The 22079-nt window shown below is 58.7% G+C and carries 23 protein-coding genes; 17 read left to right on the top strand and 6 right to left on the bottom strand.

Annotated elements, in window-relative coordinates; translation table 11 throughout:
- Positions 1-34: 34 nt before the first annotated feature.
- The 6 genes from M2366_RS01050 to maiA all read left to right on the top strand — a co-directional run bounded on the left by M2366_RS01050 (position 35) and on the right by maiA (position 5657).
- Positions 35-679 carry a TIGR01621 family pseudouridine synthase gene (locus M2366_RS01050; protein ID WP_042043796.1) on the top strand — a complete coding sequence of 215 codons (645 nt, stop codon included), beginning with the start codon at positions 35-37 and terminating at the stop codon, positions 677-679.
- Positions 679-1419, top strand: coding sequence for an HAD family hydrolase (locus M2366_RS01045; protein ID WP_259268727.1), 741 nt, complete (start codon positions 679-681; stop codon positions 1417-1419). The genes M2366_RS01050 and M2366_RS01045 overlap by 1 nt, the downstream gene beginning before the upstream one ends.
- Positions 1420-1632: 213 nt before the next feature.
- Positions 1633-2730: a 4-hydroxyphenylpyruvate dioxygenase gene (gene hppD / locus M2366_RS01040; protein ID WP_259268726.1), complete on the top strand. Its 1098-nt coding sequence runs from the start codon at positions 1633-1635 to the stop codon at positions 2728-2730.
- A 71-nt stretch (positions 2731-2801) separates the two neighbouring features.
- Positions 2802-3941, top strand: coding sequence for a homogentisate 1,2-dioxygenase (locus tag M2366_RS01035; protein ID WP_042043799.1), 1140 nt, complete (start codon positions 2802-2804; stop codon positions 3939-3941).
- A gap of 39 nt (positions 3942-3980) precedes the next feature.
- Positions 3981-4976 carry a fumarylacetoacetate hydrolase family protein gene (locus tag M2366_RS01030; RefSeq protein WP_042043800.1) on the top strand — a complete coding sequence of 332 codons (996 nt, stop codon included), beginning with the start codon at positions 3981-3983 and terminating at the stop codon, positions 4974-4976.
- A 45-nt stretch (positions 4977-5021) separates the two neighbouring features.
- The gene (maiA, locus tag M2366_RS01025; protein WP_224432717.1) at positions 5022-5657 is read left to right on the top strand and encodes a maleylacetoacetate isomerase; all 636 of its coding nucleotides are present in this window, start codon (positions 5022-5024) and stop codon (positions 5655-5657) included.
- A 92-nt stretch (positions 5658-5749) separates the two neighbouring features.
- Here the strand turns inward: maiA and M2366_RS01020 are convergent, their stop codons facing one another.
- The 4 genes from M2366_RS01020 to M2366_RS01005 form a co-directional block, all read right to left on the bottom strand.
- Positions 5750-6184 (bottom strand): PAS domain-containing protein, encoded by a 435-nt coding sequence (locus M2366_RS01020; protein WP_224432718.1) that lies wholly within the window; start codon positions 6182-6184, stop codon positions 5750-5752.
- Between the two features lie 8 nt (positions 6185-6192).
- Positions 6193-7248, bottom strand: coding sequence for a response regulator (locus M2366_RS01015; protein ID WP_224432719.1), 1056 nt, complete (start codon positions 7246-7248; stop codon positions 6193-6195).
- A gap of 84 nt (positions 7249-7332) precedes the next feature.
- Complete coding sequence (locus M2366_RS01010) at positions 7333-8226, bottom strand: LysR family transcriptional regulator (RefSeq protein ID WP_042043805.1); 894 nt, start codon at positions 8224-8226, stop codon at positions 7333-7335.
- A 72-nt stretch (positions 8227-8298) separates the two neighbouring features.
- Positions 8299-8841, bottom strand: a complete 543-nt coding sequence (locus M2366_RS01005; RefSeq protein WP_224432721.1) for a DUF2982 domain-containing protein — start codon at positions 8839-8841, stop codon at positions 8299-8301.
- Between the two features lie 289 nt (positions 8842-9130).
- Between M2366_RS01005 and M2366_RS01000 the strand changes: the two genes are divergently transcribed.
- The 4 genes from M2366_RS01000 to M2366_RS00985 all read left to right on the top strand — a co-directional run bounded on the left by M2366_RS01000 (position 9131) and on the right by M2366_RS00985 (position 13419).
- Positions 9131-11104, top strand: coding sequence for a bifunctional diguanylate cyclase/phosphodiesterase (locus tag M2366_RS01000; protein ID WP_259268725.1), 1974 nt, complete (start codon positions 9131-9133; stop codon positions 11102-11104).
- Between the two features lie 66 nt (positions 11105-11170).
- Entirely contained in the window at positions 11171-11896 is a 726-nt protein-coding gene (gene nfsA, locus M2366_RS00995) for an oxygen-insensitive NADPH nitroreductase (protein ID WP_259268724.1), read from the top strand.
- A 178-nt stretch (positions 11897-12074) separates the two neighbouring features.
- On the top strand, positions 12075-12842 hold the full coding sequence (locus M2366_RS00990; protein WP_042043811.1) for a hypothetical protein: 768 nt from the start codon (positions 12075-12077) through the stop codon (positions 12840-12842).
- A 1-nt stretch (position 12843) separates the two neighbouring features.
- A complete protein-coding gene (locus M2366_RS00985) occupies positions 12844-13419 on the top strand; it encodes a VOC family protein (RefSeq protein ID WP_259268723.1) in 576 nt (191 codons plus the stop codon).
- An 11-nt stretch (positions 13420-13430) separates the two neighbouring features.
- Here M2366_RS00985 and M2366_RS00980 read toward each other — a convergent pair whose 3' ends face one another.
- The gene (locus M2366_RS00980) at positions 13431-14633 is read right to left on the bottom strand and encodes an MFS transporter (protein WP_259268722.1); all 1203 of its coding nucleotides are present in this window, start codon (positions 14631-14633) and stop codon (positions 13431-13433) included.
- Positions 14634-14722: 89 nt separating this feature from the next.
- Between M2366_RS00980 and M2366_RS00975 the strand changes: the two genes are divergently transcribed.
- Complete coding sequence (locus M2366_RS00975) at positions 14723-15616, top strand: LysR family transcriptional regulator (RefSeq protein ID WP_259268721.1); 894 nt, start codon at positions 14723-14725, stop codon at positions 15614-15616.
- A gap of 44 nt (positions 15617-15660) precedes the next feature.
- The gene (cysB, locus tag M2366_RS00970) at positions 15661-16635 is read left to right on the top strand and encodes an HTH-type transcriptional regulator CysB (RefSeq protein WP_042042922.1); all 975 of its coding nucleotides are present in this window, start codon (positions 15661-15663) and stop codon (positions 16633-16635) included.
- Between the two features lie 122 nt (positions 16636-16757).
- On the opposite strand, the gene ribA is transcribed toward cysB, so the two are convergent.
- The gene (gene ribA, locus M2366_RS00965) at positions 16758-17351 is read right to left on the bottom strand and encodes a GTP cyclohydrolase II (protein ID WP_042042921.1); all 594 of its coding nucleotides are present in this window, start codon (positions 17349-17351) and stop codon (positions 16758-16760) included.
- 255 nt (positions 17352-17606) lie between these two features.
- Here ribA and cmk point away from each other — a divergent pair, with 255 nt between their 5' ends.
- From cmk to lapB, 5 genes are all read left to right on the top strand, one after another.
- Positions 17607-18299: a (d)CMP kinase gene (gene cmk / locus M2366_RS00960; RefSeq protein WP_042042920.1), complete on the top strand. Its 693-nt coding sequence runs from the start codon at positions 17607-17609 to the stop codon at positions 18297-18299.
- A 93-nt stretch (positions 18300-18392) separates the two neighbouring features.
- Complete coding sequence (rpsA, locus tag M2366_RS00955; RefSeq protein WP_042042919.1) at positions 18393-20063, top strand: 30S ribosomal protein S1; 1671 nt, start codon at positions 18393-18395, stop codon at positions 20061-20063.
- Positions 20064-20155: 92 nt separating this feature from the next.
- A complete protein-coding gene (gene ihfB, locus M2366_RS00950) occupies positions 20156-20440 on the top strand; it encodes an integration host factor subunit beta (RefSeq protein ID WP_005908129.1) in 285 nt (94 codons plus the stop codon).
- A 158-nt stretch (positions 20441-20598) separates the two neighbouring features.
- Positions 20599-20895, top strand: a complete 297-nt coding sequence (locus M2366_RS00945; RefSeq protein WP_005908128.1) for a LapA family protein — start codon at positions 20599-20601, stop codon at positions 20893-20895.
- Between the two features lie 9 nt (positions 20896-20904).
- Entirely contained in the window at positions 20905-22071 is a 1167-nt protein-coding gene (gene lapB, locus M2366_RS00940; RefSeq protein ID WP_259236676.1) for a lipopolysaccharide assembly protein LapB, read from the top strand.
- Positions 22072-22079: the final 8 nt, after the last annotated feature.

Below are 22079 nucleotides of genomic sequence, written 5' to 3'. Positions count from 1 at the left end.
CCAACTACCATGAGAATACGTCAAAATGTTGCCTATGTATCGCATCCTGTCACAAAACGAACACTTCCTGGTCATCGACAAAGGGCCTGGAATTGGCATGCATGACGAAGGAGGAGACGCGGGTCTGGTGAGCCTGGTGCGAGCCGACACCGGGCTCGAACTCTATCCGGTGCACCGGCTCGACAAGATGACCTCGGGCCTGCTGTTGCTGGCCCGTACCCCGCAGGCTAATCGGGCGCTGAGCATGAGCTTTGCGGAGCGGCAAGTGAGCAAGCAGTATCTGGCTCTTTCTGACTGCAAACCCAAGAAGAAGCAGGGCTGGATCAAGGGCGACATGCAAAAGGGGCGAGGTGGCAGCTGGCTGCTGACCCGCAGCCTGGAGAACCCCGCCATCAGCTGGTTCGATTCCACGCCGGTGCGAGAAGGATTACGCCTGTTTCGTATCAAGCCCCAGACCGGTAAGACCCATCAGATCCGGGTTGCCATGAAGAGCATAGGGGCCCCCATCCTGGGTGATGCACGCTATGGCGGTAGCCCGGCTGAGCGCGGTTATCTCCATGCATGGCGCCTCGACTTTGTCCTCTGGGATACCCCTTTTTCCTTCGAGTGCCCCCCCGAGTCAGGTCCGGCATGTAGCGCTCCTGAACTGGCGGCGGCGATGGCAAGGCTGGCGCCCTGATGCCAGCGCCCGGCGCAAGCCAGGATCCCGCGCTGCGGGAAGGGGGACTCGGGCCCATTGGTGAGGGTCTCATTCTGGCCGACTTCGATGGCACCCTGGCGCCGGGTGACAGCCATGCCGGTCTGCTGCGTTTCATCTTGGTCAGGCGCCGCTGGCCGCTGCTGCTGTTCCCTCTGCTGATCCTGGGGGCGCTGCTTGTTCTTTTACTTGGGAGGTCATTTGCCAGGGGGAGAGGGTGGGGGATCCCGCTCATCTGGTGGAGCATTACCTTGGGTCTCTCTCCCCTGGCCTGGCGAGCCTGGGTGCGCGCTTACAGCGCCAGCCGTCCCGGGCTCTTTGTTCCTGCCAAAGCCTTGCTGGCGGGCTACCATCACAGGCTCTGGATAGTGTCGGCCAGCCCCCGGGCCCTGGTGCGAGGCCAGCTTGCCTTGGCACTGGCCCATGAGCCCGACGGCAAGCCATGGCCTGCTCATATTGAGGCGACCCGGCTGCGTTATGCCTTGGGTGGCTTGATCCCGCGCCACTACTGCCATGGCGCCGCCAAGATAACCCCGGTCATGGCCCGGTTGAAGGTCGCGCTCAGCCTGAGTGACAGCCTGCACGACCTGCCGCTGCTGCGTCTGGGCCGCGTGGCCTGGCTTATCAATCCGGCGCCCAGCCTGTTGCGCCGTGTCAGGACTCGATTACCCCATATTGTGGTCAAGCAGTGGCGGCTGGCTGCGCTGCCCCCTCGCCCTTGAGCATCTTGTAAGCCAAAGCTGACAGCCTGAATGGGGGGCGGGGCCGTCACTACCCGTTGCCATTGCTAATGTAACATATTATTTACATTCATTACCCCGTTCAGCCCGCCGACTATCTGAGCCTGTCCTCTTTCCTTCCCGCGACAGCGCACCTCTAATGAAACAAGTTGTTAACACCCATGTTCAACCTGATTTCGTGCAAAGGAGCGCACCATGATTGCAGCCAAGGCGACCGCCACCAACACCATCAATCCCCTCGGCACAGACGGCTTCGAGTTTGTCGAATACACGGCGCCCGATGGCAAAGGCATCGCCGCGCTCAAGGCCCTGTTTGTCTCCCTCGGTTTCGCCGAAGTGGCTCGCCACAAACACAAAGAGTGCTGGCTCTATCGCCAGGGGGAGATCAATTTTGTGGTCAACGCCGAACCGCACTCCCAGGCTGAGCAGTTCGCCAGCGTCCATGGTCCGAGCGTGTGTGGCATGGCGTTCAGGGTCGACAATGCGGGCAAGGCGCAGCAGTACGCCCTGGCTCAGGGCGCCAAGCCTTTCGTCGGCAAGATAGGGCCCATGGAGCTCAACATCCCCGCCATCTATGGCATCGGCGAGAGCACGCTGTCGTTTGTGGACCGCTATGGCAGTCGCGGCTCCATCTATGATGTCGACTTCGTCTTCCACCCAGACTGGCAGGCCCGGATGGAGGCGGTTGACGCCGGGCTCTACGAAATAGATCACCTGACCCACAACGTGCAGCGTGGCAACATGGATGTCTGGTCGAACTTCTATGAGCGAGTCGGCAATTTTCGCGAGATCCGCTACTTCGACATCGAGGGCAAATTGACGGGTCTGCATTCCCGCGCCATGACGGCTCCCTGCGGCAAGATCCGCATTCCCATCAACGAGTCCTCCGACGACAAGTCCCAGATAGAGGAGTACCTGCGTCAGTACAAGGGGGAGGGGATACAGCACATCGCCATGGCCTCCAGGGACATCTACCAGACGATCCGCACCCTGAGGGAGAGGGGCACCGCCTTCATGTCGACCCCTGATACCTATTACGAGAAGGTCGACGAGCGGGTGGCCGGTCATGACGAAGATCTGGCGGCGCTCAGGGCGCTGAGCATCCTGATCGATGGCGCCCCTACCAAGGACGGCATTTTGCTGCAGATCTTCACCGATACTGTGATAGGCCCCGTCTTCTTCGAGATCATCCAGCGCAAGGGCAATGAAGGATTCGGCGAGGGGAATTTCCAGGCACTGTTCGAATCCATTGAGCTGGATCAGATCCGCCGGGGTGTGCTCAATGATGAGTAAGGTCGGGATGAGCCAATGTGGGGTTCACCTCTTGTCCCGTGGCGGGATCAGCCCCGCGCAAGGAGTCCGTCATGCGTAACTGGATCAACTTCCCCCATAGAGAGGGCACGGCATCGCGCCAGGCTCATGCCGACTTGCCCGAGCAGGCCATCTTTGAGCGGGAGCTCGGCCGCTCCGGCTTCTTCGGTCCCGCCACCCACATGCATCACAAGCATGCCCCGACCGACTGGATCAGCTGGGAGGGGCCGCTGCGACCAAGGGCCTTCGATCTCAATGGACTCCATGCAGAGATAGACTCGCTGTCGCCCTGGGTGGTGCCGGACCTGCTCCATAACGCGCACTGTCGTTACCGGGTCTGGCGGCTGGCGGACAAGATGCCCTTCCTGGTACGCAACGCCGATGGCGATGAGTTGCTGTTCATCCACGAGGGCAGTGGCGAGCTGTTCTGTGACTATGGCCACCTCAGCCTGCGTGATGGGGACTATGTGGTGATCCCCCGAGGCACCATGTGGCGAATCGAGCCGCACGAGCCCCTGTTCATCCTGCTCATCGAGGCCACCAATGACAGCTATCAGCTGCCGGACAAGGGGCTGGTGGGCAATCATGCCATCTTCGACTCGGCCGCCCTGGTGGTGCCTGCCATCGACGAGGCGTTTCTCGCCCAGCAAGATGAACAGCCCTGGTCGCTACAGATCAAGCGCCACAATCAGGTCTCTGTGGTGACCTGGCCCTTCAACCCCCTCGATGCCCTTGGCTGGCACGGGGATCTGACCCTGGTCAAGCTCAACTGGCGTGACATCCGTCCGCTGATGAGCCATCGCTACCACCTGCCACCCTCGGCGCACTCCACCTTTGTGGCGAGCCGCTTCGTGGTCTGTACCTTCGTGCCGCGCCCCATAGAGAGCGACCCCGGTGCGTTGCGGGTGCCTTTCTATCACAGCAACGATGATTTTGACGAGGTGCTCTTCTATCACGCCGGCGACTTCTTCAGCCGCGACAACATAGAAAAAGGCATGGTCACCTTCCATCCGGCCGGTTTCACCCATGGCCCGCACCCCAAGGCGTTCGCGGCAGGGCAGGCCTATGCCAAGAAGTTCACCGACGAGGTGGCCGTGATGCTCGATACCCGGGATGCCCTGCAGGTCGGGGATCTGTGCGAACGGGTCGAGAATGGCCAGTATGTCAACAGCTGGCAGCCACTGCCGAAATAGCCCCAACCGCATGTTTGCATTGAGAGAAAAGGAACAAGGATGAAACTGGCAACCCTGAATAATGGCCGTCGCGACGGTGCCCTGCTGGTGGTGAGTCGCGATCTGGGCCGCGCCGTGCAGGTACCACAGATAGCCCCTAATCTGCAGGGGGCGCTGGATGAGTGGCACAGATTGGCGCCCCGTCTCGAAGCGGTTTATCAGGCCCTGAACGAGGGGGAAACCGACGGCGCCTGCGCCAGTGCGTTCCCCTTTGACGAAGGCGCTTGCCTCTCGCCGTTGCCCCGCGCCTATCAATGGCTAGACGGCAGTGCCTATGTCAATCACGTGGAGCTGGTGCGCAAGGCGCGCGGGGCCGAGATGCCGGCGAGCTTCTGGCAGGATCCCCTGATGTACCAGGGGGGATCGGACAGCTTTCTGCCGCCCCGTGGCCCCATCTTGATGGCCGACGAGGCCTGGGGCATCGATTTTGAGTCCGAGATCGCCATCGTTACCGACGATGTGCCCATGGGAACGCCGAAAGGCAAGGCGGCTCGCCACGTTCGGCTGCTGATGCTGGTCAACGATGTCAGCCTGCGCAATCTCATTCCGGGTGAACTGGCCAAGGGGTTTGGCTTCTTCCAGTCCAAGCCCTCCAGTGCCTTCTCGCCACTGGCCATTACCCCGGACGAGCTGGGGGAGGCCTGGGCGGATGGCAAGGTGCATCTGCCACTGCGGACTCACCTCAATGGCGCTCTGTTTGGGGCCCCAGATGCCGGGGTGGACATGACCTTCGATTTTCATGATCTCATCGCCCATGCGGCGCGTACAAGGCCGCTCGGCGCGGGCACCATCATCGGCTCCGGCACCATCTCCAACTATGATCGCAGCGCCGGTTCGGCATGCCTCGCCGAGCGCCGGATGCTGGAGATAATCGAGTCGGGTCAGGCAACTACTCCCTTTCTGCGCTTTGGTGATACAGTGTCCATCGCGATGCAGGATCGCAATGGACTGAATCTGTTTGGGACCATATCTCAACGAGTGACCCAAGCGGAATGACATGCAAAGGCGGGCATGCCCTGCCCGCCAGGACAGGGACAGACTATGTTGCAGTTGTATGGATATTGGCGCTCGTCAGCAAGCTATAGGGTCAGGCTGGTGTTGCAACTCAAAGGATTGAGTTACGAACAGAAAACCGTTCACCTGGGCAAGGGTGAGCAGAAAGATAAAGTCTTCAAACGCATCAATCCCCAAGGGCTGGTGCCCTTTCTCATCGATGATGAGATAGAGATAGGCCAGTCGGTGGCCATCATGGAGTACCTTGATGAAACCTATCCCGCTCACCCCCTGATGCCCTCAAAGGCTCAGGACAGGGCGCGGGTTCGCCAGATAGTCAACATGATTGCCTGCGATGTACACCCGCTCAACAACTTGCGGGTGCTCGACTATCTGGAACAGGAGCTGGGTCTGGGGCAGGATCGCCGGGATGAGTGGTATCGTCACTGGATTGATGAGACCTTCCGGGCGCTGGAGCCCCTGTTGATGACCACGGCCGGCGTCTATTGCGTCGGCAACGAGGTCACATTGGCAGACTGCATGCTGGTGCCTCAGGTGTATAACGCCCGACGCTACCAGATGTCCCTGGATGAATATCCCACCATAGCGCGCATCGTCGCCAACTGTGAGCCCTTGCAGGCCTTCGTCAAGGCGGCGCCCGAGCAGCAGCCCGACGCCCCCTGAGGTGGCAACCAGAAACGACAGCGCCCTCGCATTGCGGGGGCGCTGTCGTATTGGCCCTTGACGAAGTCAGGGCCGCCTGGTCGCCGAGTGGGTCAACGGGTGGCGCGGGCCTGGCCGAGCAAGATGGCCTCGTCGGTGGCGTCGTAGATCATGACGCCGATATGGGTGACCTGGCCACAGAAGTCTGCCAGGGGCACCAGGGTCAGGTTCTGGTACATGAAGGGCGCCGCCCCCGTGATGGGGCGATAGTTGGAGAAGCGCAGCAGATAGGGGCGCTGTTCCCAGGTGCTGAAGGCGCGGTTGTTGAGGGTGAATACCTGATTGGCCTTGCGCTCGAACCAGGGCCTGTCCAGCTCTTCGAACAGGGTGAACAGCTCACGGTCACGCACCTCGGCGGCCAGACGGCCGCTATGGCTCTCCATGAAGCCGTTCCATACCTGAACCTTGAACTGGCGATCCAGCACGATCAGGCCCACATCCAGGTTCTGGACTATGTTCATCAGCCAGTGAAATTCCCGTATTTCCATGTGAACTCCTAGAGCAGGTGTTGAACCTTGTGATTCATGGTGGCGATGGAGTCCTCGGTGAACAGCAGCAGCAGATCGCACTGCACGCCATAGCCCTGGATCTTGTAGTTGATCTCGATGGCCAGGGTGCGGCGCCAGCGGTTTTTGTTGGTGTCGATGAGCTCGTGGATGGGTCTGTGCTGACCGAGTAATACCGGATGGCCTTGGCTGAAGTGGGTATCGAGCTGGGCACTGAAACCGCGCAGAAAGGCGCCGATCAGCACGTTGGCGGTGTCCATCAGCAGTTCCAGCTCGGCGGCTCTGTCGAGTTCCCCCTCATGCTTCATCAGCCGTGCCAGATCGGTGAAACTGGCATCGTGGAACAGCAGCAGCGCCTCACCGGCGATACCGGCCCCGATGAATCCCTGGCACAGGGCGGAGAGCGTCTCCGAGCGGGCGGCAGAAGAGAGGGCCATGTGCAACTCTGACACCTCGAGCACATTGACGTTGGGGATGGGCAGGATGACGAAGGCGTCGAGCAGGCGGGCCAGCAGCGCGGCGGCCTGGCCCATGGCGACGTTGGCCAGCTCCTGATAGAGATCCCGAGTTTGGGGGCACAGTTGCAACTCGCTCTGCGAGGGTGCATCCGCCGTGGCGTCATCGGCGCTGGCCAGGGCCATCACAGGGACTGTCGCGCTATGGAGACTGGCCTGCTCCTGCTTGGGTTGCCAGAAACCGTGTTGTTGCAAGAAGGCTTGCAGCGTCTCGGGGGAGGCGGGTTTCTTGATGAAATCCAGTGCGCCCAAGGCCATGACCCTGGCATGCGCCTCGGGTTGTATGTCCCCCGAGACCACCAGCACCTTGCTGCGGATCCCTTCTCGCTGGAGGGTCTCCAGCACGCCATAGCCATCCATCTCTGGCATGGTGAGATCGAGCAACACCAGGTCGCCATGACCCATCAGGATCTGCTCCAACCCTTCCACGCCATTGGCTGCCTGGTGCAGGGTGATGGCCCACTCCTTGGGCAAGGCCCGGGCCAGCTGCTTGCGGGCAAAGCCCGAATCATCACAGATCAATACATTCATGGGGCCGCCCTCTTATAAATCCTGAAGATAAGTGTGGCCCGTCCACCTCAGCTGCCATGACATTGGGGTGGGCAACGGCGAGTGCTAGCGATCCCGCCGGTAACGTTCCGAGTACTTTTCGACAAACTCGGCAAACAGCTTAACACGCAGCGGGGCAAAATTGGGTTGCGTCACCAGCATGTAGAAGGGGCGACTAGCGGTTTTCCAGTCGGCGAGAACCGGATGAAGCTGACCTGCCTGCCAGGCCTGGTGTGCCAGATGGAGGGGCACATTGATGATGCCCAGATGCTGGCTGGCTGCCCGTACCGCGGCCTGAGTCTGGCTCACGGTCAATTTGGCCCGGGTGCGGATCTGGGCAACCGCCCCTTCCCGGTCGTTGAGTTGCCAGTGCTGGTGCGGCCAGCAGTAGATGAGATCGTGATCCGCCAGGGCATGTGGGTGCGCGGGCTGGCCCCGTTTTTCCAAATAGAGGGGAGAGGCAAAGAGGCCGTATTCGACCCGGCCCAGCAGGGTGGCATGGGCCAGGGTCTGCGGCAGTTCGCCATGGAACAGCACCAGATCCTTGTCGCCTTCGAACAGCTGTTGATGATCATTGGTCTGGCAGATGTCGAACTCTACTTCTGGATGGTGCAAGGAGAAGTCGGCCACCATGTCGATGAGCAGGGTACTGGAGAGGGCGATCGGCGCCGCCAGCCGGATAAGGCCAGCCAGGTCAGCCTCCTTGCCCTGGATCTCCCCCGTTGCCTGCTCGATCTGGGCCAGTGGCGTACAGAGTCGCTCGTAGTAGCGCAATCCTTCGTCGGTGAGACGGATCTTGCGAGTGGATCTGTGCAGCAAGGGGTAGCCGAGGGCCTCTTCCAGATGAGTAATGCGGCGACTGATGCTGGCGGTAGGCATGCCCAGGGCACTGGCGGCGTGGGAGAAGCCCCCCTCCTGTACCACCTTGACGAATAAATAGAACTCTTCGATGAACTTCATAGGAGGCATGGCACTCGAGTCAAACAGTGACCTTAAGAAGCGGTCCCCTCCTTGGCAAGGGCAATCACGGCTTTAATTGATCTGGATTAGGTTCGACTCGAGTTGGTACTGATGCAACAGGCGCACGAACTCATCGGGCTCCCGATCCAGGCTGCTGACCGGTACCAGCAGATCGTAACCTATCAGTGTCCGCAGCCGGGTCATGCGGTTGGCCAGCATGGCTATCACCCCCTCGTAGTCCTGACCCTCCCCTGAGCGATAGTGACTCTCTTCGAACAAGTCATCGAACTGGCTGGCGCAGGTGCCTGTCGGGCAGTCGGCCTGCTCGCTCTGCAGCACCTGCATCAGCACGGCCCGTTGCTCGGTGAGTATGCCCACCGCCAGTCGAGGTGTGATCAAGTTCAAAAAACTGTCGTAATCTTTTATCCGCAAGCCAATGTAGGGGATCTCGACCAGATCCCAGCCCAAATGGATGCGGGGTCGATCGATCCGTTGGATATTTACCCATTTGAGAACCCACCCACCCTGTTTGTGGTGATATTGCAAGCAGTCGTGACAGAGAGAGAGACTGAAATGAGGCTCTCTTAGCTTCAATGAGCCGATAAACAGTGTCATCAGACCAGTCAGCAGGCCGCAATAGACAGGGATTAGTGGTTGTTCACTGAATAAAAAAAGTATAGAAATCATGGCAATGGTTACTATTAACCCGAGCAATACCAGCGTGAGTCCGTTTCTTCTGACCATGGGTTGTACGTGCAGTGTTTTCATATGAGGACGACCTTGCCGCTCTTCCTATATTTTCAGTCTAAGCCCCATATCAAGATATGTTGTAGTCAGGCAGATATGGCGCCGTGGACGATCGTTCCTCACTCTCAAGGAACAAGCTGATGAATCACCATAACAGATGAATACGCTCGACGAAGGCACCCTCGACAGCTTTGAGGTGCTGCACACACCTATCTGGGTCTATGACATTCTCCATCACCGCATTTTTTGGGCCAATGAAGCCGCCCTCGCTATCTGGGAGGCGAGCTCGCTCGCCGAGCTCAAGGCGCGGGATTTTGGTGTCGACATGGCCGATGCCATCGCTCTGCTGCTGCAACGCTATCTCGGTGACTTCCAACAGGGGCGCAGCTACAGCGAGTGGTGGAGCCTCTCCCCAAAGGGGGTCAAGAAGCAGGTCTATCTCCGTTTGTCCGGGGTGCAGCTGGCGGGGCGCCTGATGATGATGACCGAGGCGGTGATCGATGCGGACAGCCTCCATCAGCAATCCTCCCTCGCCACCGGTGACACCCTGGCCTGCTTGTTCGATGATGACGGTCAGCTGGTGAGTGGCAATCACCACTTCGACGCCTGCTTCGGGGGCACTATTGATACCCTTGGGCAGGTCTTCTCCGGTAATGACGATGCGTTCTTCAATAAGTTGTCGCGCCTCGATGAGGTGGTGACCGAGGGGGAGTGCCGCACCCTGCGGGGCATGCGCTGGTTCCAGTACCAGTTTCGCCATATCCAGCAGGGGGCGCAGACGCTGCTCACCATGCGAGACATCACGGATCGCAAGCTCGAAGAGCTGGAGCATCGCCATCTCGCCTGGCATGACTCCCTGACCGGCTTGCTCAACCGTTATGGTCTGATGAAGTCGCTGGAGGCTTACTGCGGCATGGGGGGCCGCTTCGCCCTGGTGTTCATGGATCTGGACAATTTCAAGCTGGTCAATGACAACTATGGTCACAAGGCCGGCGATCGCCTGCTCGAGCGGGTGGCGGGTCGTCTCAAACAGGTCTGTCCGCGCGATGTGGAACTGGCCCGGCTCGGGGGGGATGAGTTTACGGCGCTGGTGCCTCTGACGAGCGGCAGCGAGCGGGCTGAAGAGGTGGCGGATCTGATGCTCTCCCAGATGAGTAAACCGCTGCAATTGAGCGGGGTGCCCGAGGTGACTATCGGCGGCAGCATCGGTATCGCCGTCTACCCGGACGATGCCGATGATGGTGACAACCTGATCACCCGCGCCGACATGGCGATGTACCAGGCCAAGCAGATGGGGCGCCTGCGTTGGCAGCGTTTCACCCCCAGCATGCAGCAGAACCTGCATCGCAAGCTGACCCTCAAGCAGTTCCTGGCCAAGGCCATAGGCCGCCAGGAGCTGAGCCTCAACTATCAGCCCCAGGTCGATGCCGCCAGCCAGCAATTGCTCGGCTTTGAGGCGTTGATCCGCTGGCATAATCCCGTGCTGGGGCAGGTCTCCCCGGGGGAGTTCATTCCCCTTGCCGAGGAGATGGGGCTCATTCGCGAGATAGGGGGCTGGGTACTGGATAAGGCGCTGGCCCAAATGGCCCACTGGCAACGTCACTTTGGGGTGCGGGTGCCTGTCTCGGTCAATCTGTCCGGTTTTCAGCTGGCGCCCTCCCTGCCCGAGCAGGTGGCCGCCTCGCTCAGGGAGCATGGGGTGGATCCCCATCTGCTGACCCTAGAGCTGACTGAAACTGTGTTGATGCTCGACATGAACGGCTGCATCGGTATTCTGGATCGCCTGAGTGAGCAGGGGATCAAGATTGCCATCGACGATTTTGGTACGGGGTACTCCTCCCTGGCCTATCTCAACCGCTTGCCCATCGACACCATCAAGCTGGATCGCTCCTTCGTGGTGGGGCTCAACCTGCCGGTGATCCGCGCCACTGTCGCCATGGCAACGGGTCTGGGGCTCGGCATCATGGCGGAGGGGGTGGAGGAGGAGCATGAGCTGGTGGCACTGCGCTCCCAGGGATGCCATGTGTTCCAGGGTTTCCTGTTTGGCAAGCCGATGACGGTGGCCGACATTGAGGAGAGCCGCTTCATCCTCTACTGCCCGGTGGGGGAGTTTGTCCTCGGCCAGTCATAGATAGAAAGAGGGCCTTGGGGCCCTCTGTTTTTTTAGGTTAGAGTGTGGCCCTTATCAGGAGACAGCATGAACCAGACCATAGATCTTATTCTATCCCATCGCTCTATTCGCCAGTTCACACCGGATCCCATCGCGGCCGAGCAGCTGGATCTCATATTGCAGGCAGCCCAGGCGGCGGCCAGCTCCAGCTTCCTGCAAGCCAACAGCATCATACGGGTGACAGACATGGCACTGCGCCAGCAACTTGCCCAGTTGGCGGGGCCCCAGCCTTATGTGGCCCAGGCCGCCGAGTTTCTGGTGTTCTGCGCCGATTTTCATCGCCACCTGCAAATCGTGCCACATGCCTACACAGGGTTCGTGGAGCAGCTGATGATTGGTGCCATCGATGGGGCCCTGATGGCGCAAAATGCCTTGCTGGCCGCTCAGTCTCTTGGCCTTGGCGGCGTCTATATCGGTGGCATTCGCAACCACCCCGTCGAGGTGGTGACACTGCTCGGTCTACCCAAGCATGTGATCCCGCTGTTTGGCCTCTGCCTGGGTCACCCCGAGCAGCAACCCGAGCAGAAGCCTCGTCTGCCCCAGACCATGGTGGTGCATGAGAACCGTTATCCCGCGCAACTCGACAGGGAACTGCTTGCCGATTACGATCGCCAGATCCAGGCGTACTATCAGGCTCGCAGCAGCAACAACAAGGTGCAGACCTGGAGCAGCCAAATCGAGGCTACCCTCGGCAAAGAGGCGCGCCCCTTCATGGATGCTTTCCTGCAATCCCAGGGATTTAACCTCAAGTAAGGCCTCTCTGGTGGGGGTGGCTGCCCTGTTTGGCTCAAGTATTGACGGCGGCGGACGATATTAAAGGCGCTCTCTCCTTGATGATGACTGGGTGAGACTGTGAGCCCTGCAGGCTATCGCACTGGGGTAAGCTGTTGTAGGATCAGGCAATTGGATAGGGAAGGAACGGATAAAGCCTATGATTTTAACACTGATATTGCTGTCGATCGGCGCGCTTCTGTTTCTGGTGATCGCCTATAACGTCATGCAGCAATATAAGCAGAAGGCGGAAGCCGACAAGCGCCAGGCCATTGCCAAGCACAAGTCCATCGCCGATGAGACCGAAGAGGTGCTGCTCAACGTCAACCTGGTGCCTTTCTCCAAGAATCTGGTGTTACTGCTCCAGCACAGGATCCTGGACGCTTACCGCGCCATCGCCCAAGTGATGCCGGGGAATGCTCAGATCCGTCAGCGTGTCTTGGATGTGCAGACCCAGATCAAGAATGTGCGGGAGAACTACAGTAGCCACGATGAGGGCCACTTCAAGACGCCGGAATCCGATCGCCAGGCGATCCAGATGCTGCAACTGGTCAAGAAGATGCGTGCCGTGCTGCGAGTCGAACACAACAAGGGCAAGATAGATCCTCAGGGCTTTGCCCAGGAAGATCGCCGCCTCGAACTGATGCAGCTCAAGATCAACATCGCCAACCTGCTCAAACGGGCCATGGATGCCCAGATCCAGGGGCAGTATGGAACCTGCCGCCAGCTGTTCACCAAGGGGCTGGCGGCGGTGAGCAATATCGGCGACAAGGATGCCTATTTGTTGGCCCGGGAGGAGGACATGCGTCAGGGGCTGCAATCGCTGGATGAACACCTGGCCCAGCAGAGTGAGTCCGAGCTGCAAAACATCAAGGATAAAGAGACCGATGAACTCGACATCCTGTTCCAACCCAAGAAGAAGTGGTGACATGACCCATCTCCTCGACGAAAAACTGGGGCCCATGGCCCCTTTTGTTATTGGTCTGCTGCGGGAGCTGGACGCGCTCGGTATCGATCTCTGCCAACCGGAGATCGATCACCTCTGCTATCGCGCGGCCAGCCCGGGTGAATACCTGCTTTTAAGCGACTGCCTGGCCGATGCAGGCGATCTGCTGGTGGAGGGCATGATAGGAGGGCGCCCGATCGCGACTTACCGTTTGCATCAACCGCTGCACATTCAAATGCGCAGCAAAGATGGCGCAGCGATCGACACCCAGGTGCCCTGCATCGAACTGGCAGCGCCCAAGCCGTGTCGCAATCATCAGGCGGGTCTGGAGCATATCGAACTGGTGGTGGCGAGTCTGCCAGCCCTGGTGGCGGCGCATCCCCAGCTTGCCTTCAAGACGGGCAACATGGGGGACAGTCGCAATCCGGATGTGGGACTGATGCTCGGCTCGGGGCAGGTGAAGTTCCACCTGCGCTCCCTCGAAGCTGTCATCGAAGAGGAGATTGGCACGGCGGCCGTGGTGCCGGTGCCGAGGGATTACTTCACGCAGCAAGATTAAGGCCGGTCAATTCAAACGGCCAGTGGCTGATCGCGATGGGCCTTCTGGCGAGCCAGCCATAACGAGAGGCCAGCCGTCACCAGCAGCACCAACTCTATTCCCAAGACCAGACCCGGCAACTGCCCTTGCTCCCAGAAGGGATGCAGATAGAAGCCCCCCAGGCTCGCCCCCAGGTAGTAAGCCACCAGATAGAGTGAAGAGGCCAGTGCCCGGTTGTGCTCCACATGCTGACCGACCCAGGCGCTGGCACAGGCGTGGGCGAGGAAGAAACCAAAGCTCGACACCAGCAAGCCCCCGAGAATAAACGCCAGCGTCTGGCCGAGCAGCAGCAGGCCCCCCAGCGCCATCAAGGCGATCCCCACCAGCAACAGCTGTTCTGCCCCGACTCGTTGGGCGCAGCGGCCGCTGATGGAGGAGGCCAGGGTGCCCGATAGATAGGTCAGGAACAGCATGCCGAGCCACTGGGGCGGCAGGGCGAAAGGCTCGGCCGAGAGCAAAAAGGTGAGGTAACTGAACTGATTGAGGAACACCAGAAAGTTGAGGCCGCCGATGAGGTAGGCGCCGACTAGCAAGGGATTGCGCAAGTGGCTTCCCAGCGCCTGCCTGAGCTGGCCAGGCGTGGCGAGGGCCGGGGTGAAGTTGCGCTGAACCGGAAGCAACCACACTACCAGGGGAAAGAGCAGCACGCTGATGACGCCTATGCCCAGAAACGTGGCATGCCAACTATCAAACCAGCCAGCCAACAGGCCGCCGAGCACCCGACCGGCAATGCCTCCCAGGGAGTTGGCGGCGATGTAAATCCCCACTGCCGAGATGAGGGCACGGCGATTGAACTCCTCCCCCATGTAGGCGATGGCGATGGCTGGCAGCCCGGCCAGCAGCATGCCTTGCAGGATCCGCAGCAGGACAAGGGATTCAAATTGCTCGACACCGCTTGCGATCAGAGAGAGGGCAATGGCACCGGCCAGGGTCCACAACATGACTCGGCGGCGGCCGAAACGGTCGGCAAGGCGGGCACAGACCAGCAGGGCGAAGGCGAGCCCGGCGGTGCAGCCCGCCAGGGTCCAACTGGAGTAAAGGGAGCTGATGGAGAACGAGTTCGCCAGCATGGGGAGCAGGGGATGGGTCTGGTAGAGATTCAGAAACACCAGAAATGAGCCCAGGCTCAGGGCCAGGGTGGCGCGCAGCCACTCGCGACTTCCTACTTCGATCATGGGGAGACTCCAAGGTTTTCCCTAGATTAGTGGGTCGCCTTCTATAAATATAATATATTTAAGTTATCCAACTCATAACGAGAATTGATATGGACCTCAAGCAGCTCGGCTATCTGCTGGCGGTGCGGGATACTGGCTCCTTCACCCGGGCCGCCCAGCAACTGCATGTGGCGCAACCTGCGGTCAGCATGGCCATTGCCAAGCTGGAGCAGGCATTGGCGCTGCGTCTGTTCGATCGCCAGGACAAGTCGGTGCGACTCACCCCTGAGGGGGAGGTGCTCTGTCGTCATGCCGAGCGCCTGCTGTTGCAGATGCATCAGGCCGAGGCCGAAATGGCCGAGCTCAAGGGATTGGAGCGAGGGGAGGTGCGCATCGGCATTCCCTACATGATGGGCTCTTACTATTTCCCGCCCATTCTGATGGCCTTCAAGCACCAGTACCCTGGTCTCAAGATCCGAGTGGAGGAGGCGGGGACCCGGGAGCTGCTCAGCCGTATGGTGGCGGGGGAGCTGGATTTGGCCATCTTGATCACCAGCGATCTGCCGCCCGCACTGGAGGGGGGGCAGCTGCTGCGCGAGGAGATGCTGATGGTGGTGGGTCAGGATCACCCCTTGCATGGGGCCAGTCGTGTCACCCTGGCCGAGTACTTTCAGCAGGAGCTGGCGGTGTTTCGCCGTGGCTTCTATCACAGGGAGCACATGGAGGCGCTCGCCCAGGGGCTCGGCATAGAACCCAATATCGCATTCGAGAGCAATCTCATCCCCCTGCTCCAGGCGGTGGTGCGCCAGGGCTTTGCGGTGAGTACCTTTCTGCGCATGGTGGTAGAAGAGGACGCTGAGCTGGAGGGGATTGCCTTCGAGCCGCCCATTTTTCTGGATCTCTGTGTCGCTTGGCGGCGGGGGGATCCCCTCTCTCTGGCCAATCGGGCCCTGCGAGATTTCCTGCTGTCACAGCCCATGACAGAAACGAAGGCTAATAACTAAAAGTTTGTTAGTATTAGTTGAAGTCGTCTTTAGAGCCTAACACCATGAAACTCCAACAGTTGCGCTATATCGTGGAAGTTGCCAACCACAGATTGAACGTGTCGGCGACGGCGGAGAGCCTGTATACCTCTCAACCGGGGATCAGCAAGCAGGTTCGCATGCTCGAAGATGAGCTGGGAATTCAGATATTTGAACGCAGCGGCAAGCATCTGACCCAGATCACGCCGGCCGGGCGGGACGTGATCAAGATTGCTAACGAGATCCTCGGCAAGGTGGAGGGCATCAAGTCGGTGGCGAGCCAGCATACTCACCCCGAGCAGGGGACCTTGCACATTGCCACCACTCACACCCAGGCCCGTTATGCCCTGCCTGATGTGATCAAGGGCTTTATCAAGCGTTTCCCCAAGGTCTCATTGCACATGCATCAGGGCACCCCGACCCAGATCAGTGAGGCCGTGGTGAAAGGGTTGGCGGATTTTGCCATCGCCACCGAGGCGCTGCACCTCTATGAAGATCTCATCATGCTGCCCTGCTATCACTGGAACCGCAGCGTGATAGTGCCTCGTGGTCATCCGCTGACCCAGGTGAGCAAGATCTCCATCGCCGATATTGCACACTATCCCCTGGTCACCTATGTGTTTGGTTTTACCGGCCGATCCGAGCTCGATACCGCCTTTAACCGCGCCGGTTTCGAGCCAAATATTGTCTTCACCGCCACGGATGCCGATGTGATCAAGACCTATGTTCGCCTCGGGGTTGGCATCGGTGTCATGGCCACCATGGCCCTGGACAAACAGACGGACACGGATCTGGTGGCGCTGGATGCCAGCCACCTCTTTGCTCACAGCACCACCAAGATTGGTTTTCGCAAGGGCTCCTTCCTGCGCACCTACATGTATGATTTCATGACCCGCTTCGCGCCGCATCTGACCAGAGATGTGGTCGAGAAGGCCATCGCCATGCGCTCCAGTGACGACGTGGATGCCATGTTTGCCAACATCGATCTGCCGGTTCGCTAACGGGGACTGGCACTTTAACAATGACGATGGCCAAATAAAAAGTGCTGTAACGGGCTTTCTCACACGCAATAAAAACGCCTCCCATCGGAGGCGTTTTTATTGCGTGGTGCAAGAGCGGGGGGTTATTTCTTCAGCATGTGGTCGAGCTTGTTCGCCTTGGTGGCGAGATAAAACTCGTTGTGGGGATTGCGCCCCTCTTGCAGTGGCACCCGCTCGGTGACGGGGATGCCGAAACTCTCCATCGCCTTGACCTTGCGTGGATTATTGGTCATCAGACGCAGACTCTTGATCTCGAGTGCCTTGAGCATGTCGGCGCAGATAGTGTAATCGCGCATGTCCGCAGCAAAGCCCAGGGCCACATTGGCCTCGACTGTATCGGCGCCTTGATCCTGCAGATGATAGGCGCGGATCTTGTTGAGCAGGCCGATCCCCCGCCCTTCCTGGCGCACATAGAGGAGCACGCCCCGACCGGCTTCGGCAATATGCTGCAGCGCGGCCTGCAGCTGAAAACCGCAGTCGCAGCGCAAGCTGAACAGGGCATCACCGGTGAGACACTCGGAATGAATGCGGCCGAGGACGGGTTCATCACCGCTGACATCGCCCATCATCAGGGCGGCATGATCTTTACCTGTGCCAACTTCCTGGAAGCCCACCAGGGTGAAGGTGCCCCAAGGGGTTGGCAATTTGGATTTGGCCACGAGAGTAATGCTACTCATGGGGTACTCCTTAACAACGAGGACGCGAAAAAAGGGGATCAGTTTAGCGCGCCTCGGGCTCCGCGACCATCAGAACCCGTCAGGAAGAGTCTGAATCCCCAGAAGAAACTTTGTACACAAAAACCTCAGTTACGACAGCTTTTACGCGGAACTGTGCGTTGGCGACTGCCAGCGACCTCACATTTGGGTATACTCTGCGCCCATTACCTCATCCCCGCCGGGATGATGCGCAACATCAAGTGCAGGAGATATGTTATGTCCCAAATGGCCCCCGTAATGACAGTCGATGGCCCGAGCGGTGCCGGTAAAGGCACCCTGTGCCAACTGCTGGCCGAACAGCTGGGCTGGCAGCTGCTGGATTCCGGTGCCATCTACCGGGTACTCGCCCTGGCGGCGCTGCATCATGATGTGGAGCTCGAGAGTGAAGCGGCGCTGGTCCCCCTGGCCGCCAATCTGGATGTGCAGTTTCCGGTCGAAAATGGCCACATGAAGGTGGTGCTGGAGGGCGAAGACGTCTCCCGCACCATACGTACCGAGACGGTGGGTAATGCGGCCAGCAAGGTTGCCGCTTTCCCGCGAGTGCGTGAAGCCCTGCTGCGCCGCCAGCGCGCATTTCGTCAGACCCCGGGCCTCATCGCCGATGGCCGCGACATGGGCACTGTGGTTTTCCCCGAAGCAGAGATCAAGATTTTCCTTGACGCAAGCGCCGAGGAGCGGGCCCAGCGCCGCTATAAGCAGTTGCAAGATAAGGGCTTTGATGTTAACTTTGAGCGTCTTTTAACCGAGATTCAGGAACGTGATGACCGCGACAGAAATCGCGCCGTAGCGCCACTGAAAGCGGCTGAAGATGCCCTGGTGGTGGATTCCACCGCGCTGACCATAGAGGAAGTACTGGCAACGGTATTATCCTATGCAAAGCAACAACTCAATGATGTCAGCTCACGCTGACATCAGTCGTCTGCGCCAAGGATGGAGCAGATTATTTCAAACAACCCCGCTGGTGCCGGATTGCTAGTGGATGTTTCATTTGTGACACAAACAATGATCGAATCTTTTGCTCAACTCTTTGAAGAGTCCCTGAATTCCGTTGAAACCCGTCAAGGTTCCATCGTTAAGGGTACCGTCGTTGGTATCAAGAACGGTTTCGTACTGGTTGATGCCGGTCTGAAATCCGAGTCTGCCATTCCTGCTGAAGAATTCAAGAACGCCCTGGGCGAGCTGGAAATCAACGTAGGTGACACTGTCGACGTAGCTCTGGACTCTATCGAAGATGGTTTCGGCGAAACCAAGCTGTCCCGCGAAAAAGCCAAGCGCCACGAAGCCTGGCTGCAGCTTGAGAAGGCTTACGAAGAGCAAGCTACCGTTATCGGTATCATCAACGGCAAGGTCAAGGGTGGTTTCACCGTTGAACTGAATGGCATCCGTGCCTTCCTGCCGGGTTCTCTGGTTGACGTGCGTCCGATCCGTGACACCGCTCATCTGGAAAACAAAGAACTCGAGTTCAAGGTCATCAAGCTGGACCAGAAGCGCAACAACGTTGTGGTTTCCCGTCGTGCCGTGATCGAAACCGAGAACACCTCCGAGCGCGAAAGCCTGCTGGCCAACCTGCAAGAAGGTCAAGAAGTTAAGGGTATCGTTAAGAACCTGACCGACTACGGTGCATTCGTAGATCTGGGCGGTGTTGACGGCCTGCTGCACATCACCGACATGGCGTGGAAGCGTGTTAAGCATCCTTCCGAAATCGTCAACGTTGGCGACGAGATCTCCGTCAAGGTACTGAAGTTTGACCGCGAGCGTACCCGTGTATCCCTGGGTCTGAAGCAGCTGGGCGAAGATCCCTGGGTTGCTATCGCCAAGCGTTACCCGGAGACCACTCGTCTGTCCGGCCGCGTGACCAACCTGACCGACTACGGCTGCTTCGTTGAAATCGAAGAAGGCGTTGAAGGCCTGGTACACGTTTCCGAGATGGATTGGACCAACAAAAACATCCACCCGTCCAAAGTTGTCAACGTTGGCGACCTGGTAGATGTCATGGTCCTGGATATCGACGAAGAACGTCGTCGTATCTCCCTGGGTCTGAAGCAGTGCAAATCCAACCCGTGGCAGCTGTTTGCCGAAACTCACGCCAAAGGCGACCGTGTTTCCGGCAAGATCAAGTCCATCACTGACTTTGGTATCTTCATCGGTCTGGATGGCGGCATCGACGGCCTGGTTCACCTGTCTGACATCTCCTGGAACAACCAGGGCGAAGAAGCAGTGCGTGAATTCAAGAAAGGCGACGAGATCGAAGCCGTTGTTCTGCAAGTGGATCCAGAGCGCGAGCGCATCTCCCTGGGTGTCAAGCAGATCGAAGAAGACCCGTTCAACAAGTACCTGGCTGACAACAAGAAAGGTGCTATTGTGATCGGTAAGGTTACCGAGGTTGATGCCAAAGGTGCCGTGATCGAACTGGCTGACGGCGTTGAAGGCTACCTGCGTGCCTCTGATGCAGCCCGTGACCGCGTAGAAGACGCGACGCTGGTTCTGTCTGTTGGTGACGAAGTTGAAGCCAAATTCATGGGCGTTGATCGTAAGAACCGCACCGTTAGCCTGTCCGTCCGTGCTAAGGACGAAGCTGACGAGCGCGTTGCTATCGATAGCCTGAACCAACAAGAAGAAGTTGTGTTCAGCAATGCTATGATGGAAGCGTTCAAAGCAGCCAAGGGTGAGTAATCCTTGATGCGAGAAAAGGGCGGCATCACGCCGCCCTTTTTTATTTTGACGTCATGAATATTGCATGTGATCGGGGAAGGAGATTTAACGTTATGACCAAATCAGATCTCATCGAACAACTGGCTGCGAGCCGCATGCATATGCCGGCTAAGGATGTTGAGGCCGCTATCAAGGAGATCCTTGAGCAGATGGCATCGACTTTACAAAACGGCGATCGGATTGAAATTCGCGGTTTTGGCAGCTTTTCTCTGCACTATCGTGCTCCGCGGGTCGGGCGAAATCCCAAGACTGGCGACAAGGTGGAATTGACGGGAAAATACGTCCCGCACTTCAAACCGGGTAAAGAGTTACGCGAACGCGTCAACCTCGTTGAATAATGCAGAAAACGGCATACCTGAGTATGCCTTTTTTGTTTTTGTCCCTTTAATTGTGCCAATTCACTTGTTTCTGAAAGTCTTTTCCCTTTCTCTCTAGAGTCTGCCGTGGATTTTAAGGATAATCATCAGGTCTTTTTCGATACTGACAGGAAGATCCTATGAAGCGTATCTTGGCCCTTATCCCGCTGGTGTTGGTCTTTATCTTCACCCTGGCCCTCGGCTCACAGAATGGTCAGTTGGTGCAATTCAACTATCTGATTGCCCAAGGCGAGTTTTCCCTTTCCCTCTTGCTTGGCCTCTTTTTTGGTACCGGCTTCCTGCTTGGCTGGCTGGTCTTTGGCCTCTTGTTCCTGCGCCTCAAGCTGCAGAATCGCACCTTGAATCGCACCGTGCGTCGGCAATCTCGCCAGTTAGAACTAGCCACAGCATCGGACAAGGGGTCCGGTAAGGAATAACGTTCCTCCATGCTTGAACTGCTTTTCCTGTTGTTACCCATCGCAGCCGGTTACGGCTGGTATATGGGGCGCAGGAGTGTTCGCCAGGACACCCAGAAACAGAGCAACCAGTTTTCCCGCCAGTATGTGGCGGGCCTTAACTATTTGCTCTCCGACGAGTCTGACAAGGCCGTCGATCTCTTCATTCAGTTGCTTGAAGTCGACAGCGACACCATCGAAACCCATCTCTCCCTCGGCAATCTGTTTCGCCAGCGTGGGGAGGTCGATCGCGCCATCAAGATCCACCAGAACTTGGTCAGTCGCGAGCTGACGCGCGAACAGCGCCAGCTTGCCCTGCAGGAGCTGGCGCGGGATTTTCTGGCTGCCGGTCTGCTCGACAGGGCTGAAGCCATCTGGGTTGAGCTGTGCGAGGATGGTGATTTCGAGGAGACGGCGCTCACCCAGTTGCTGATCATTCATCAACAGCTGCGGGATTGGCAGCAGGCTATTCTGGTTGCCCAGCGTCTGCAAAAATTCCCCGGCAAGAAGCTGGCCGAGCCCATCTCCCATTTCCATTGCGAACTGGCTGAGCAGGCACTGATGGATGGTGACCTGAGTGAGGGGCGTGCTCGTCTGAAAAAGGCACTGGGGGTCAATCCCCATTGCGCTCGAGCCAGCCTGCGTTTGGCCAAGCTGGACATGGAGGAGGGCGATTACCTGCAGGCGAGCCGCGAACTGCTGCGCGTCTTCGAGCAGGATATCGATTTTGCCTCCGAAGCCATGCCACTGCTGAGCGACTGTTATGAAAAGCTGGGCCGCAGTGCCGAGCTTATCCCGTTGCTTGAGAAAGCGGTGGAAGATCACGCAGGGGTGAGTGTCACCCTGGCGCTAGCCAAGCTGGTGGGGGAGCGTGATGGCCTGAACCAGGCTCGTGCCCTGGTATTGCGGCAGTTGCGCCGCCACCCCTCCATGAAGGGTTTCTACCAGCTGGTAGGCTTCCAGCTTGCCAGTGCGGAGCCAGGCCCCGCCAAGGAGAGCCTGGAGCTGTTACAGCAGTTGGTCGGCGAACAGATCAAAATAAAATCAACCCACAAGTGCCGCCAGTGCGGCTTTGCCACCCACTCCTTGTTCTGGCAATGTCCCTCCTGCCGGCAGTGGGGCTCCATCAAGCCGATCCGTGGTCTGGACGGTGAATAACCTATAGG

The organism is Aeromonas sp. BIGb0405 (assembly GCF_024807335.1).
Classification (GTDB): Bacteria; Pseudomonadota; Gammaproteobacteria; order Enterobacterales; family Aeromonadaceae; genus Aeromonas; species Aeromonas rivuli.
This window is presented reverse-complemented; position numbering and strand designations above follow the sequence as displayed.

Coding starts and splice junctions, on each gene's coding strand:
- M2366_RS01050 (WP_042043796.1), top strand. CDS start 35: ATGTATCGCATCCTGTCACAAAACGAACACTTCCTGGTCATCGACAAA.
- M2366_RS01045 (WP_259268727.1), top strand. CDS start 679: ATGCCAGCGCCCGGCGCAAGCCAGGATCCCGCGCTGCGGGAAGGGGGA.
- hppD (WP_259268726.1), top strand. CDS start 1,633: ATGATTGCAGCCAAGGCGACCGCCACCAACACCATCAATCCCCTCGGC.
- M2366_RS01035 (WP_042043799.1), top strand. CDS start 2,802: ATGCGTAACTGGATCAACTTCCCCCATAGAGAGGGCACGGCATCGCGC.
- M2366_RS01030 (WP_042043800.1), top strand. CDS start 3,981: ATGAAACTGGCAACCCTGAATAATGGCCGTCGCGACGGTGCCCTGCTG.
- maiA (WP_224432717.1), top strand. CDS start 5,022: ATGTTGCAGTTGTATGGATATTGGCGCTCGTCAGCAAGCTATAGGGTC.
- M2366_RS01020 (WP_224432718.1), bottom strand. CDS start 6,184: ATGGAAATACGGGAATTTCACTGGCTGATGAACATAGTCCAGAACCTG.
- M2366_RS01015 (WP_224432719.1), bottom strand. CDS start 7,248: ATGAATGTATTGATCTGTGATGATTCGGGCTTTGCCCGCAAGCAGCTG.
- M2366_RS01010 (WP_042043805.1), bottom strand. CDS start 8,226: ATGAAGTTCATCGAAGAGTTCTATTTATTCGTCAAGGTGGTACAGGAG.
- M2366_RS01005 (WP_224432721.1), bottom strand. CDS start 8,841: ATGACACTGTTTATCGGCTCATTGAAGCTAAGAGAGCCTCATTTCAGT.
- M2366_RS01000 (WP_259268725.1), top strand. CDS start 9,131: ATGAATACGCTCGACGAAGGCACCCTCGACAGCTTTGAGGTGCTGCAC.
- nfsA (WP_259268724.1), top strand. CDS start 11,171: ATGAACCAGACCATAGATCTTATTCTATCCCATCGCTCTATTCGCCAG.
- M2366_RS00990 (WP_042043811.1), top strand. CDS start 12,075: ATGATTTTAACACTGATATTGCTGTCGATCGGCGCGCTTCTGTTTCTG.
- M2366_RS00985 (WP_259268723.1), top strand. CDS start 12,844: ATGACCCATCTCCTCGACGAAAAACTGGGGCCCATGGCCCCTTTTGTT.
- M2366_RS00980 (WP_259268722.1), bottom strand. CDS start 14,633: ATGATCGAAGTAGGAAGTCGCGAGTGGCTGCGCGCCACCCTGGCCCTG.
- M2366_RS00975 (WP_259268721.1), top strand. CDS start 14,723: ATGGACCTCAAGCAGCTCGGCTATCTGCTGGCGGTGCGGGATACTGGC.
- cysB (WP_042042922.1), top strand. CDS start 15,661: ATGAAACTCCAACAGTTGCGCTATATCGTGGAAGTTGCCAACCACAGA.
- ribA (WP_042042921.1), bottom strand. CDS start 17,351: ATGAGTAGCATTACTCTCGTGGCCAAATCCAAATTGCCAACCCCTTGG.
- cmk (WP_042042920.1), top strand. CDS start 17,607: ATGTCCCAAATGGCCCCCGTAATGACAGTCGATGGCCCGAGCGGTGCC.
- rpsA (WP_042042919.1), top strand. CDS start 18,393: ATGATCGAATCTTTTGCTCAACTCTTTGAAGAGTCCCTGAATTCCGTT.
- ihfB (WP_005908129.1), top strand. CDS start 20,156: ATGACCAAATCAGATCTCATCGAACAACTGGCTGCGAGCCGCATGCAT.
- M2366_RS00945 (WP_005908128.1), top strand. CDS start 20,599: ATGAAGCGTATCTTGGCCCTTATCCCGCTGGTGTTGGTCTTTATCTTC.
- lapB (WP_259236676.1), top strand. CDS start 20,905: ATGCTTGAACTGCTTTTCCTGTTGTTACCCATCGCAGCCGGTTACGGC.